Raw genomic sequence first — 14,680 nt, 5'->3', positions numbered from 1 at the left:
TTTGGTAAAATTATAAATTAAAAATAGATTTGTATAAAATATACTAGTTTTGAAAGTCCTGGTAGATAATTTACTAGGGCTTTCTTAGTAAATTTTCAATTTTTTACTTCGACTTATTTATAAATATTCTTTTTAACGCAGGCTTACGTAAATTTATGAACATATATTTTTTATTTTTGTAATACTATGGATTAGCATAATATTAAATTTTTTAAAAGAAATTTGAAATTTTAGATTAATAAAATTTATTATTAGAAAATATTGAAAATATAAAAGATTTACTATTTTAATTTTTATTTAATATTTTAAATGTTAATCTTATGAAGTAATTTATTTCGATAAATAAATTATCTTCAAGCAATTAAAATAGAATACGAGCAACTTTTGAATTATAATTAAGCAATTAACCAATGAAAAAAATATATTTAGACAGTGCCGCTTCAACCATTATAGATGAAAGAGTTATTGAAGCAATGATTCAATCTATGAAAGAAGATTTTGGTAACCCTTCTGCTATACACAGCTTTGGGCAAGAAAGTAAGTCAAAAATAGAAATGGTCAGAAAAAATATAGCTCAATGGTTGCATGTAAATCCTAATGAAATCATTTTCACAAGCTGCGGTACTGAATCTAATAATTTAATTTTACGTTCTTGTATAGAAAACTTATCTATTAAACGGATCATATCTTCTCCCTTAGAACATAAATCTGTTTTGGAAACCATCAGAGATCTAAAAGAAAAACATCCTGAAATTGAAGTTGTTTTTCTTCCTTTGAAGAATAAAAAAGGGGATTTGGATATTGCTTTTTTAGAAGATTTACTAGAAGATAAAATTCCAACATTAGTTTCTTTAATGCATTCCAATAATGAAATTGGAAATTTAACGGATATTGATAGTATTGCTCAATTATGTAAAAAATATGGAGCTTTATTTCATTCTGATACCGTTCAAACTATGGCTCATTATCCTTTAGATTTCTCTAAAACACCCATTGATTTTGCTTCTTGCAGTGCCCATAAATTTCATGGTCCTAAAGGAATAGGAATGGCTTTTATAAGAAAATCAAGCGGTTTAAAAGGTATTATTACCGGAGGAACACAGGAGCGTAATTTACGAGCCGGAACTGAAAATGTTTATGGGATTGTTGGCTTAGGTAAATCTTTTGATTATGCTATGCAAGAATTAAAGGAAAGAAGAAGGATAATTGAAGATTTAAAACAATATACAATAGATCAATTGTCTAAAAATATACAAGGGGTTTTGTTTAATGGGCATGGAACAGATTTTACTAAAAGTAACTATACTCTTTTAAGTATTTTGCTTCCTTTTCCCAATACTTTGGTTGGTTTTCAACTCGATATGAAAGGTATCGCAGTTTCTCAAGGAAGCGCCTGTGCTTCCGGTGCTTCCAAACCGTCAAAAACCATGTTGCAGCTTTATACTGAAGAAGAATTAAAAAATACAACGACGTTACGCATTTCATACAGCCATTATAATACAAAAGAAGAAATAGATGTTTTGATCAATTTTCTTTCTGAGATACAAAAGAATTTAACTAATACCATCCCCGCCGAAAATGGGTAACCACCGCGCTTAAGTTAAAATTAAAGGTAAATCGAATATGGGATAAATAATTATTTTTTGCCGGTTCAAATCCCAACGTTGATTGAATGGGTAAATACAATTCTAAAAATTCAGGTATTATGTTCAATTTAACTCCTGAATCGTAGATAAAATACGTAGATTTCTTTTTATTCGAATACAATCCCATATCTGCATATAAGTCAAAAGGCTTCCATAAATGTATTTCTCCATTTAATGAAGTAATCCATTTATTGGCTGATTTATCCAACATGGATTTAAACCCTCCTTCAGCCATTATATATTGTTGATAAAACAATCCACCGGTTGCAGATCTTCCTAAATAATCCATGTAATTGAAACTATAATCTGTTATATGATCTACTCCGAAATCGAAGTAAGTAGAATTGGAATGATTGTTTATAAAATATCCTCCAAAATAGCGTAAACTTATTTTTTTATTCGGCGCATATTCATGTCTAAAATATATTTCTGTACTTATTTTATTGAAAATATTAGAATGTTGGAAGTTCGTTTTACTATACCATTCATTAATGATTCTTTTATCTGAATGCGAATACGACAGATCCAGCAGATTATAATGGGAATAATCATTTTTTTCAAGAATTTTAAACGGATCTTTTTCTCTTTCAACACTATTAAATGAAATTCCTATGGTTCTGTTAATATCTGATCTGGGCCTCTTTTTAAATATAAGATTTACATTTCCTGAATATTTTTTATAACTCAAATTCTTATCATAATGATAATAAGTATATCCTGTTCCCATAGACATTCTTCTGAATAAGCCTTCTTCCATATCGTAATTGTAATTTAAGGCACCTGATCCCGTTAAACTTTTGGTTCCAGTGGAATAAGTTGGAGAAAATGAATATTCGAAAGGTCTTGAAAATGGAGAGCTATTATAAAAACGTAATCCTAGTATAAATTTATCGTAATTATTCCAGTTTATATTGGGTTCATAAAAAATTTGTGTATAATTAGGATTATCAACGTCTGCATAGAATTTCATTTGCAATTTCTTTCTGTTCTTATAAATACCCTCCGTATTCAATAGATTATCATTATCGTTAATTTCCGGAAACAGGTAATTTTTATTTATAAGTAAACGATCATATTCTCCATTTTTAAATGAATATAAAGAATCTTTATTGGTTGAAAATACCCATTTCTGATTGATTATCTTCTTGTTTTTTTCTCCCGTGATTAATATTGGAATCGGTAAAGCCGTTTTATTAGTGATACGTACTTTTATAGTATCTTTTTCATACTTATCCTCATAAAATTTTTTAATCTTAAAATTGATACGATCATTGGTAACTATATAATTTTGAAAAAACCATGCTAAATTTTTTTGAGAGTTTGTTTCTAAAATCCTTTGAAAGTCTGATGAAGTAATTTCACGATCTTTTCCTTCTTCTATAAGCTTTTTAACTGAATTTTCGAAAAGATCCGCTCCCAAATAGGCGGATAGAAAATTAAAACTTAATCCCGATTTAAATCCACTAATTATATACTGGTTGATATTGCTCAATTCTAAAAAATCTTCACTTATCGGCTGATCATAATTTTGAGTTGCTATATATCTGTAACCTAATTTATATCGATCGGTTATAGGAACTTTAGATATGAAAAAATATTTTAACGGTTTAATTTTTATTATGCTAAGTTCTTTAGGAAGATTACCTAATAACTTAGTGTCAGGATAATACTTCTTTAAATAATTTAATTGATAATAAGTAAGCAAACCGTTAGGTATCCAATGATATTTATTTTTATCCACTTGTATTACCTGATTGATAACTGAATAGGCTATTTGCTGAAACATTTTAAGATCAATTTTTACGTCATCAGGAAAAAGTTTCCATTCTTTTAAACCCAATAATTTAATATCATCAACTCCTATAAAATTGCGATCTTTTTTAATTTTAGAGCTAATTAATAATTTTGAGGGTAATTTGCCTAATTTTTCATTTAAAAATAGTAATTCGCGTTTAATATTTTTATAATAAATTTTTTTAAATTTTTCATTAATGGAATATCCAATTACTACTTCGGTTTGCGATCCGTTTATAGTATAAATAAAAGAAATCGGTTTACTTTTAGTAAGGATCATAGTTACAGCATCACCGCATGTTCCCTGTAATTGATTTTCTCCTACTTTTGTAAGGTCTCCATCCATATATAAACCCATAGGATAGTAAAAGTTAATAGTATAATTGGTTTTTCTATAGGGATTAAACTCAGTATCGGTAAATGGCTCCAACTTGGGTTTTGAATTGATAAAATCCAAAGGCTGTATAAAAAAGTTTTTTAATACATAAGTACCTTTCGAGGAAAATCCATATCCGGTAATTTTATTGGAAGGTATTTTTATATTATAATTTAAATTCAAAGATATACTATCATTGGGTAATAAAGGAGAAAAAAGATTTACTTCGTAAAATTCAAAATCTCTAAGTAAAAAAACGGGTTGTCGTTTATTTATAAAGATGGTCAAATCATTGTTTCGACCTCTATCCATATATTTAGAAAAATATAAAGTTTTATTTCTATCCTCTAATTTTCGTTTTCCTAATACCGTATTAGTGTTAGAATAGGAATTAGCGGCTGCGTGTAAATATATTTTATCTAAAGTTATACCCGTATTATTATAAAAAACGATCTTTTGTTTTACGGATATATTTTTAGTTAGGCTGTCTAAGGTTGCTGATATAAGTATTTTGTCATTTTGTGAAAAGCACAAAACAGGTAAAATTACTAAAATTATATTCGATAAGATTCTTAGAATTTTCATAGTTAACAGCAAGAAGTCATAGGTGATGATTACTATTTAAATCTTATTTCAACGGCTCCAAAACGATATTTAATAATGTCTGCTTCAAAATATTCAATATCATCCATACTATTTAATATTTTATAAATTTCTTTTTTTAATACTCCTTTTCCTTTGCCATGTATTAGTATCAACTTCTTAACCTTATCTTTCTTGGCTGATTTTATTTCCTCCATAGCTTTATTAATTTGCTTTTCAAGCATTTGATGAGGCATCATGTTTTTAAATGAGTCAACAATATTTCCTATATGCAAATCAATAATTCTTTCTTGTATAGTTTCTTTTTTTACATTGTTGATATTTTTAGAAGTTACATCTTCTTTTTTAGCATTAAAATAGGTAGCTTCAGTATACATATTTGCATATTTATCATAGGCAATTAAGTTATTTAGTGAATGAGTAACTTCAAATCCATAAGAATCTAGTAAAACTGCTTTATTTCCTATAAAATTTTTTATAGTAAAAATTCCTTCTTCATCCAGTAGTTTAACTTTATCCCCGATCTTCATACAGATTGAATTAATAAAGAAGGCTATCTTGAGGATAGCCTTCTTTGTTTTGTTTATACTATTTAATTTATTTTACATTATTTTCTGGGAACTCTATTGCTGGCTCCTCTTTTGGTTCTTTTAGAAGAAGATTCTTTACCTTTGTGATCTTGAGCTACCCTAAATCCAACCCATACGGCAGACTCATTTTCAAGCATATATCTTCTTTGTCCCGGATCTAACCAATAAGCGGTATCATTCCAAGATCCTCCTTTAATAACCCTTAAATCATTACTGATTTGGGAAGTTCTTTGTTTGGAATCCTTATCTAAAACTACTCTTCCACTTTTATCTACGGTCCAGTTTCTAATAGGTGAATTGTAGTAATTAAAGGTACCGGTTGAATCAACACGACCATCTCCAGATTCTAAAGAAGATTGTAAATCTCCGTCTCTAAAGTTTCTTGCATCATCTACAATCTCTGTTTCAAATTTTCCGGATAAATTTCTATATAATTTTCTTCCATCTGCTAAAGTATCATATTGAATAGTACCGTCATCAACTTTTTTAAATCTGCCGGGATTTCCTTCTTCACTAATAAATTGTTGATATACGTTTCCTCTATAATAGTTGAAATCATTAAAATCAGTATCTATTAACGGTCTATAAACGTCTTGTGTCCATTCAGCAACATTTCCATACATACCATACAATCCAAAAGGGTTGGATGGATATGCTCTAACATCGGAAGTAATTGCATTCCCATCATTAGCCCAACCTCCACTACCGGAATAATCTCCTTGTCCACCGGATTTAAAATTATCCAGAAATTGACCTCTATTTCTTCCTTTTTTAGCACGCATTCTATTGATCATTACGTCTTTACCTTCAATGATATTATACTGTCTGTTATCTGCTTCAGCCAGTGCAGCATATTCCCATTCAGCTTCTGTAGGTAATCTGAATTTTTGTACTAAATTTCCTTGAGCACTTTTATTAACTGCTATAATTCTTTCATTTTTGCTGGTAATACCGCTTTGTTTAGCGATTTTATCTTGATTGACAATACCTTCCAATTCAGGATCATTGTATTTATATTTTTCAACATTAAATGAATTTGAACCCACATTATTGGCCGGATTACTATAAAAATCTTTTGGGATAATACCTTTATTCATTAATTCTCTTTCATTGGCCCTATCGGTCAACCAATCACAATATCTTTGTGCTTGTAACCAACTTACTCCAACTACCGGGTAGTTATCAAATTGAGGGGCTCTGAAATAATCTTCTGAATAAACATCGTTTCTGGACAATTTATTTTTCCAAACAAGAGTATCAGGAAGGGCTCCATAATAAATATCTTTATAATTCTCATCCGTTGGTGAATATACATACTTTAACCAAGTTACATATTCACGATATTCATAATTTGTTACTTCAGTTTCACCGATAAAAAAAGATCTTACTTGCATTCGGTTAGGGGTATTGTTCCAATCATGCATTACATCGTCTTTAACTAATCCCATAGTAAAAGCTCCTCCTTCCACGAATACCATTCCAACCCAACCTTTTTCAGTCTTTTTCTTTTTACTATAAAACCAGCCGTTTCTATCATTGGCCTTCCATCCGGTCAAACTTTTTGTATTTTTAGTTCCACCGCCAGGTTTAGTTCTCCCACCACCGCAACTAACTAATGCTAAGGAAATTGAAGAAACAACGGATAATAATAATATGAATTTCCCGATTCTCATTGTATTTATTTTCATAATTAAGATCATGCAAAAATAATATAATATTACTGAAAGAAAAATTTTTTCTACTTTATATTACATAACCTCAAATAACGTTAACTTATTTGTAGATATTGTATATTTAGTAAAATATTATTTCTACTTATTCGTTATTTAGAGGTAAATGAAAAGATTTTTATACATTTTTATAGCGTTTTTCATTCAAGTGTCCACATTTATCCCTGTGGCACAAACTATTACGATTAATTGGGACGGTATAAAGAATTTTTATTATTCAACTGAGCAAGTAAAAAAATATCCTTTCTTTACCAATGATAACTATTCCATTGATGAAGGAATACCTACTTTATATTATGCCGAGAAAACTGATTTTATTGGAGATGTATATCTGACCAATTTACAATGGCAACCTATTGAAAAATCGCAACTTGGCGATACGCCTTTGGACTTTATTCCCGATGATAATATTTTCAGCGCGTCAATTACTAAGTCACGAGATCAAAAATTTATATCCGTAACCATTAAAACATTAAAGAAAACAGGTAATACCATTTTTAAACTGGTACGTTTTACCATTGAGAAAAAAAATTCATATAGTAAAAATTTTTCATCTATAGAATCCTTTTTGAATGTTGAAAGTGTTCTAAAAAACGGATTATGGTATAAAATTAAAATTGCAAAAACAGGAGTTTATAAAATTGATCGTAATTTATTACAATCTTTAGGAATAAATTGTAATTCTTTAGATCCCAAAACTATACGAATATTTGGCAATGGAGGAAAAATGCTTCCGGAACCAACCTCATCGTTCAGATACGATAACCTAAAAGAAAATGCCATTTATGTCCGAGGAGAAAATGATGGAATTTTTGATTCAGATGATTATATATTATTTTATGGGCAAGGACCGGATTATTGGATAAGAAATTCAAAGGTTAGGCATAAAAAAAATATATATGAAGATTATGCATATTATTTTATTAACATCAATCAAACTGCAGGAAAAAGAATTCAATCCAATCCTTACAAAACACCAAACGCTAAAGTATATGTAGAGTACGATGATCATCAATTCTTTGAAGAAGATAGACTAAATTTAAATCAATTAGGTAAAATTTGGGTGGATGAAAATTTAGGATTGAAAAATTATAAAGAAATCCTATTTCCGGTGCATGACTTAGTTCCGGGTTCAAGCATAACTTGGAAATATGCTTGGGTATCAAGAAACGGTATTAATGGAAAAATAAATGTGTCATATAATGATAATCCGGTATTTTCATCGATTTTAAGACCATCCCCTAATGAAATTGATTTTGCAATTGGAAGCCAAACACAAACTATCACTCCAACTAATAATCAATTAAAATTTACTTTAGGATTTGATAACTCTGCTAATCCCTCGGCTGAATTTTATCCCGATTATTTTGAAGTCTTATATAAGCAAAAGCTTAAATTTAATGGTAGTCAAATGAATTTCAGAACATTTGATCCCATTGAAGATGGAAAAATATATGGATTTACTTTTGTTCCTTCTGAAGATTTTGAAGTTTGGGATGTTTCAGATGTTGTCAACGCAAAAAAACTGGAACGATCAGCAAATGCTTTTACGTATTCCTATCAACTATTATCAACTAATTTTAAAAACGAAATGATCGCCTTTAAGCACTCAGCTGCCTACATTCCGGAAGTTGTTGGTAAAATTTCAAATCAGGCTTTACATTCCATATCCGATGTAGATTATATTGTCATAACTGTTCCTGAATTTGTTTCTCAGGCAAATCGCATTAAAAATTTACATCAATCTAAAAATCGATTAAAAGTAGAAGTAGTTACTGTAAATCAAATTTATAATGAATTTAGCTCCGGGGGACAAGATTTAACCGCAATAAGGGATTTTTTACGTTATCTATATAAGAAAGACAATGGAAAATTAAAATATGTGCTTCTACTGGGATCAGCTTCGTATGATTATAAAAATAGAACCGGAACCGGACATAACTTAATTCCTACCTATCAAAGTTATAATAGCACCGGTCTTAATTACTCATATGCAACAGATGATTTTATAACGATATTGGATGATGATGAAGCTAATTTAATAGGAGAAGATGCCAATCTTTCAGCTACTCAATTAGATATAGCAGTGGGAAGAATGATTGCAAAAAATCTATCCGAAGCAACAGCATGTGTAGATAAAAGTGTAAAATACGATAATGGAAAAGCTCCTCAAGGTATTCCTTTTGGAAATTGGAGATTAAACGCCTCTGTTATTGTAGACATTGACAGTGATAACAATTTCCATAAAAAAATTGAAGAAACTATTGCTCAAAATATTTTTGATAAATCATTGAAAGAATATACACTTAAAAAGTTATATATAGATTCTTATAATGCAGATTACACTACAGGTGGAGCCAGATTTCCACAGGTAAATGAAGCTATTAAAGCCGCTTTTAACAATGGTAATTTAGTAATAAATTATTTTGGACATGGCGGTACATTATCTCTTTCTCAATATAGGCTATTTTCAAAAGAAGATGTAAATAGCTTGTCTAATTTCAACAGAGATTTTTCTCGACTTCCTTTATTTATTACTATCTCATGCGATGTTTCCGTATGGGACAATCCTTCTTTAAATTCTTTAGGTGATTTATTATATCTCAAAAAAAATGGTGGAGCATATTCCATGATTACAACCAATAGGGCGCTATCAATCTATTATGGGTTGAATATGAATCCTATAATCATGAAAAACATATTCACAAAAAAAACTGAAATTAATCAATATATAGCTCTAGGTGAAGCGCTTCGACTTTCCAAAAAAGAGATCTTAAGTGGAGAAAGTCGAAAAATAAATTTGTTCGGAGATCCCGCGCAATCTTTGGTATACCCGAAACGTAAAATTAAGGTCACTAAAATAAACGGATTGGACGCAGACCATTTCTCGGGTGTTATAAAAGCCCTTGATTTTATTACCATTGAAGGCCAAGTACTAAATGAAAATGGAGATGTTGATCCCTCTTTTTCGGGAAATATCCAAACTGTTTTATATGATAAACCTGTGGATAAAAAAACTCTAAATAATTTTAATTATAATTCACTTAAACCACCTCTTGAATATAAAGAACAGGTTAATGCCATATATAAAGGAGGTTCACAAGTTAAAGATGGAAATTTTAAAATAGAATTTTACGTTCCTAAAGATATTAATTATGATATCGGCGATGGCAAATTACTTTTATATGCCGATAATTCTGAAATTGACGCCTTATATTTTAAAAATGATTTAAAAATTGGAGATATAAATCCCAATGGAATAAATGATTCGGAAGGCCCAAAAATAGGTTTATACATGAATAATCTAAATTTTGCCAATGGAGGAATAACTGATCGCTCACCGTATCTTTTAGCCTGTGTTACGGATAGTACCGGTATTAATTCAACCGGTTTAGGAATTGGACATGATATCACGGGCGTGTTAAATAATAATGTAAACGGTACCATTATTCTGAATGATTTTTATACCGGAGGAGAATCTTCTCCTTGTCTAAATCCGAATTTAAAAGATTATCAAAAAGGAAAAGTTTGGTATCGATTAGATAATCTTGAAACAGGAAATCATTCAATTAAATTCAAAGTTTGGGATATTAATAATAATTCATCTTCTGCTACCTTAGATTTTTTAGTTGTTGATAACGGTGATCAGGGATTAATAATAAAAAAATTATTAAACTGGCCTAATCCATTTACAACTAAAACATTTTTTCATTTTGAACATAATTGTCCCGATATTCTTGATGTTCAAGTCCAAATTTTTACCGTATCCGGAAAATTAGTAAAAACTATTAATAAAACCGTTACTTCTCAGCCTTTTAACGAAGGATACAGAACCGACAAATTTGGAATTGAATGGGACGGATTGGATGATTTTGGAGATAAAATCGGAAAAGGTGTGTATATTTATCGTGTAAAAATAAAAGGAACATCTGAATTTTGTAAGGGTTCAGTTTCTCAAGTGGAAAAATTGGTAATATTAAAATAAAATTTATTTTTGCATTATAAAAACGCTATAATAAAAAAAATTTATATCATTTTAACTCAAATAGTTCATGAAAAAAAGAATTTTAATTCTGACGTTGTTATTATTTAGCGCCTTTAAGGCTCAGAATAGAAATTACGCCATAGTCACCGGAGCACCCTTTTTAAGAATATCACCGGATGCTCGTTCTGGCGGTTTAGGTGATCAAGGGGTGGCAACTTCACCCGATGGGTTCTCCCAATTTTGGAACCCTTCAAAATATGTTTTTGGAACTAGTTATTCCGGAGTAGGTCTTTCATATACTCCCTATATGAATAAACTAACTAGCGATGTATTTTTATTAAACGGAACTTTTTATACATTCCTCGGTGAAGAAGAAAGAAGCACATTAGCCGCAAGTATTTATTATTTCAACATGGGTGAAATCCAACTTAACGAATTATTGGGAAATAACATTGTTGAAAAAGGTATTTCTAAACCCAATGAATTTGCATTAGATGTGTCTTATGGACTTAAATTAGCGGATGTATATTCCATGGCGGTTACCGCAAGGTACGTTCGTTCCGATTTATTTAACAATGTTGATAATTCATCTGCCCAAACAAAGGCTGCCAATACATTCGCAGTTGATGTAACCGGATATTTCCAATCTGAAAAAAGCAGTTCTTTCGGCAATTATGAAGGAAGATGGAGAGCTGGTTGGGGATTATTTAATATGGGACCTAAATTAGATTACTCTGACAGCAAAGAAAATTCCAGCTATTTGCCTACTAATTTAAGATTAGGTGTGGGTTATGATCTGTATTTCGATGACGATAATAAATTGGGATTGACTTTTGAAGCTACAAAATTACTTGTTCCTGCACCCGAAGAAGTTAAAAATCCCGATGGTAGCATAACATATCAAGTTCCAGATAAAAGTTTTATTTCCGGAATGTTTAAATCATTTAGTAATAAAGATGTGGGCAAAGAAATTACGTACAGTATTGCAGGTGAATATACTTTCAATAACGCATTTGCTTTTCGTACCGGTTATTTCTACGAAAATCCTGACAAAGGAGGAAGACAATATGTAACACTGGGAGCAGGTCTTAAATATCAATCGTTTGGTATTGATTTTTCTTATCTAATTACAACTTCAAGTGTTAATAATGCTTTAGACAATACATTACGATTTGGATTGACGTGGGATTTTGGTGGTGATGCAACCAATGCTTACGACAATTATTAAAATTTCAACTAAAATATCTAACCTATAGTAAGAATCACTCTGTATAAAAGAGTGATTTTTTTTACATTTACCAAAATTATACAGTACGATGTTTACACCTGAAAAACTCAATGAATTAAAACAATTAATAAAAACAAAAAAAAATATACTCATTTTGGCTCATCAGAATCCGGACGGTGATGCCATTGGTTCTTCTTTAGGATTATATCATTTTTTACGTAACGTTGGAGTTCAATCCACGATAATTGTACCAAATGAATTTCCTAAATTTTTAAAATGGTTGCCGGAAGCCAAAAATATCATCATTGGTGAATATCGGGTAAAATTCGTTGAAATAGCTTTTAGAAATGCAGATTTAATTTTCTGTCTTGATTTCAATACTTCTTCAAGGATTAATCAATTGGAAACAAAATTAAATGAATCAAGAGCCGTTAAAGTGTTGATTGATCATCATCAAAACCCGGATAATTTTGATTACATATATTCAGATACATCTCAACCGGCTACTTGCCAAATGATTTATAAATTTATTGATGCCTTAGGTGAAGTATCAAAAATCGATGAAAAAATAGCAACTTGTCTATATACCGGAATTTTAACTGATACCGGAAGTTTTCGGTTTAGAAATACCACCGCTGAAACTCATAAAATTATATCCGTATTTTTGGAAAAAGGAGCTAAACCGGATCTTATAGCTTCCAATATTTTTGATTGTAATACACCGGAACGACTAAAACTTTTAGGCTGTGTTTTAGAATCCATTGAACTTATTCCTGATAAAAATACTGCAATATTGTATGTGACCAGAAATCAATTGTTAGAATTGGGTTATCAAAAAGGAGATACGGAAGGATTTGTTAATTACGGACTTTCAATTATAGGAATTAAATTTGTTGCATTTTTTATGGAAGATCTGCAAAATGATTTTGTTAAGATTTCTTTCCGTTCCAAAGGTAATTTTGACGTTAACGCGTTTTCTCGAAGCTATTATAATGGCGGTGGACATATTAATGCTGCCGGTGGCAGAAGTGATCTTTCTTTAAAAGATTCTATTTCAAGATTTAAAAATATAATTGAAAACGAAATCCATGAAATTTCTTAACATTGCAATTATATATTCATTTTGTATAGGCATTTTATTCTCGTGTCAGAAAAAAGAAATTTTCCTTCCGGTAACTAATTCAAAATCTGCATATGGCAAAAAATTATTAGAAAACTCTAAAGCTAGAGAAGATAAGGAAAGGGATTTCTTGCAAAACTGGATTAGTAAACGAGAGGATTCTTTACATTTAAAATTTGTTCCTACTTCTTCGGGTATTTGGATTCGATTTATTTCACATAAAAAATCTCCACAACCTAAAAATAATAGCTGGATTAAATATTCTGCTGAAATAAAAACACTTTCAGGAGATGTAATTTATTCTTTTGATGAGTTTGGTGAAAAGCAGGGAGTTTTAGGAAAATTTAAAGAAATAAGAGGAATTGAGTCAGCATTGTACATGATGGAAAAAGGAGATATAGCTGAAATAGTCCTCCCCTCCTTCTCTGCCTATGGTTTATATGGAGATGAAAATAAAATTGGATCTAATGTACCCCTCTTAGTAACCCTTACTTTAATCGATGTTAAACCTTTATCGAAATGATTATCTTATAAAATTTGGGCGGATACACTTATTTTAAAAATTAATTATATAAATCTTTAAAATAGTTTTGTGTATTTTTTTTATCCAAAGTCAATCTAGCCTTAAGTTCATCTAATGAAGAAAATTTGATCTCATCACGTGCTCTATCATAGAAATAAATTTCAACTTCTTTTCCATATAAATCCCTATCAAATTCAAGTATATGAACTTCAATTTGTTTTTGTAAACCTTGTATGGTAGGACGCATTCCTATGTTCATCATCCCGTAAAAAAATTCATCTTTAATCTTAACTTTGACATAATATACCCCATTTTTTGGGCATATCTTGTGTGGATCAATTTCAATATTTGCAGTAGGAAAACCGATGGTTCTTCCAATCTTATCACCGGTAACCACTTTGCCCTTCATAAAAAAATTATACCCTAAATACTCGTTTGCTTTACCTATTTTACCTTCGCTAATTTTATTTCTAATTTTAGTGGAACTAATAACAGAAGTATATCCACTTACCGAAGGAAGTTTGTAAAGAATAAATCCAAATTGTTCGGAATATGTTTGCAAACGTTCGTAATTTCCATCCCGATTATTTCCAAATTGATGATCATAACCAATAACTAATGAATGTATGTGTAATTGGGATACCAATAGATCTCTAACAAATTCTAAGGCACTTAACCGACTAAACTCTTTCGTAAATTCTTGTACAAATAAATGCTGCACATTAAATTTTTCCAAAAGTTGTATTTTTTCATTTAAAGTAGTTAATAGCTTAAGTTCAGTTGTGGGTTGTAAAACGAATCGGGGGTGTGGATTGAATGTCATAACTGCTGTTTCAGCTCCCTCTTTATTTGCAATATCATGCAAATAGTTTAAAACAAACTGATGGCCCAAATGCACACCATCGAACATACCTAAAGTTAGTATAATTTTATTTTCTTTAGCTACTCTGAAATTTTTAGTATGAATATTCACCGGTAATGAAAACAAATTGTCTGCAAAAATATGATATTTTTTTGGTTTTTTTTCAACGCCTATAAGCTTTAAAATAGTATATTTGTAATTCCACAAAGGAAATGTAATTATT

Annotated in this window: 9 protein-coding genes; 5 read left to right on the top strand and 4 right to left on the bottom strand. The window is 30.1% G+C overall.

Annotation, left to right across the window (positions count from 1 at the left end; all coding sequences use genetic code 11):
- Positions 1-410 precede the first annotated feature (410 nt).
- A complete protein-coding gene (locus tag GYM73_RS03085) occupies positions 411-1,586 on the top strand; it encodes a cysteine desulfurase family protein (protein ID WP_220234106.1) in 1,176 nt (391 codons plus the stop codon).
- Here GYM73_RS03085 and GYM73_RS03080 read toward each other — a convergent pair.
- The 3 genes from GYM73_RS03080 to gldJ all read right to left on the bottom strand — a co-directional run bounded on the left by GYM73_RS03080 (position 1,558) and on the right by gldJ (position 6,697).
- The gene (locus GYM73_RS03080) at positions 1,558-4,401 is read right to left on the bottom strand and encodes an aminopeptidase (RefSeq protein WP_220234105.1); all 2,844 of its coding nucleotides are present in this window, start codon (positions 4,399-4,401) and stop codon (positions 1,558-1,560) included. The two genes, GYM73_RS03085 and GYM73_RS03080, sit on opposite strands and share 29 nt — an antisense overlap.
- 32 nt (positions 4,402-4,433) lie before the next feature.
- On the bottom strand, positions 4,434-4,949 hold the full coding sequence (locus GYM73_RS03075; protein ID WP_220234104.1) for a Smr/MutS family protein: 516 nt from the start codon (positions 4,947-4,949) through the stop codon (positions 4,434-4,436).
- 77 nt (positions 4,950-5,026) lie between these two features.
- A complete protein-coding gene (gene gldJ / locus GYM73_RS03070; protein ID WP_370457895.1) occupies positions 5,027-6,697 on the bottom strand; it encodes a gliding motility lipoprotein GldJ in 1,671 nt (556 codons plus the stop codon).
- A gap of 148 nt (positions 6,698-6,845) precedes the next feature.
- On the opposite strand from gldJ, the gene porU reads away from it, so the two are divergent.
- The 4 genes from porU to GYM73_RS03050 all read left to right on the top strand — a co-directional run bounded on the left by porU (position 6,846) and on the right by GYM73_RS03050 (position 13,595).
- Positions 6,846-10,724, top strand: a complete 3,879-nt coding sequence (gene porU, locus GYM73_RS03065; protein ID WP_220234103.1) for a type IX secretion system sortase PorU — start codon at positions 6,846-6,848, stop codon at positions 10,722-10,724.
- A 67-nt stretch (positions 10,725-10,791) separates the two neighbouring features.
- Positions 10,792-11,952 (top strand): type IX secretion system outer membrane channel protein PorV, encoded by a 1,161-nt coding sequence (porV, locus tag GYM73_RS03060; RefSeq protein WP_105297060.1) that lies wholly within the window; start codon positions 10,792-10,794, stop codon positions 11,950-11,952.
- Positions 11,953-12,040: 88 nt separating this feature from the next.
- A complete protein-coding gene (locus GYM73_RS03055) occupies positions 12,041-13,054 on the top strand; it encodes a bifunctional oligoribonuclease/PAP phosphatase NrnA (RefSeq protein WP_220234102.1) in 1,014 nt (337 codons plus the stop codon).
- Positions 13,041-13,595 (top strand): FKBP-type peptidyl-prolyl cis-trans isomerase, encoded by a 555-nt coding sequence (locus GYM73_RS03050; RefSeq protein WP_220234101.1) that lies wholly within the window; start codon positions 13,041-13,043, stop codon positions 13,593-13,595. Before GYM73_RS03055 ends, GYM73_RS03050 begins: the two co-directional genes overlap by 14 nt.
- Positions 13,596-13,635: 40 nt before the next feature.
- On the opposite strand, the gene GYM73_RS03045 is transcribed toward GYM73_RS03050, so the two are convergent.
- On the bottom strand, positions 13,636-14,664 hold the full coding sequence (locus GYM73_RS03045) for a bifunctional riboflavin kinase/FAD synthetase (RefSeq protein ID WP_255571012.1): 1,029 nt from the start codon (positions 14,662-14,664) through the stop codon (positions 13,636-13,638).
- Positions 14,665-14,680: the final 16 nt, after the last annotated feature.

The organism is Apibacter sp. ESL0432 (genome assembly GCF_019469225.1).
GTDB lineage: Bacteria > Bacteroidota > Bacteroidia > Flavobacteriales > Weeksellaceae > Apibacter.
Note: the sequence above shows the minus strand (reverse complement) of the source record. Positions and strands in the feature narration are given on the sequence as shown.

What these genes read in the sequence shown, in the direction of transcription:
- GYM73_RS03085 (WP_220234106.1), top strand. Translation starts at nt 411, where the DNA reads ATGAAAAAAATATATTTAGACAGTGCCGCTTCAACCATTATAGATGAA.
- GYM73_RS03080 (WP_220234105.1), bottom strand. Translation starts at nt 4,401, where the DNA reads ATGAAAATTCTAAGAATCTTATCGAATATAATTTTAGTAATTTTACCT.
- GYM73_RS03075 (WP_220234104.1), bottom strand. Translation starts at nt 4,949, where the DNA reads ATGAAGATCGGGGATAAAGTTAAACTACTGGATGAAGAAGGAATTTTT.
- gldJ (WP_370457895.1), bottom strand. Translation starts at nt 6,697, where the DNA reads ATGAAAATAAATACAATGAGAATCGGGAAATTCATATTATTATTATCC.
- porU (WP_220234103.1), top strand. Translation starts at nt 6,846, where the DNA reads ATGAAAAGATTTTTATACATTTTTATAGCGTTTTTCATTCAAGTGTCC.
- porV (WP_105297060.1), top strand. Translation starts at nt 10,792, where the DNA reads ATGAAAAAAAGAATTTTAATTCTGACGTTGTTATTATTTAGCGCCTTT.
- GYM73_RS03055 (WP_220234102.1), top strand. Translation starts at nt 12,041, where the DNA reads ATGTTTACACCTGAAAAACTCAATGAATTAAAACAATTAATAAAAACA.
- GYM73_RS03050 (WP_220234101.1), top strand. Translation starts at nt 13,041, where the DNA reads ATGAAATTTCTTAACATTGCAATTATATATTCATTTTGTATAGGCATT.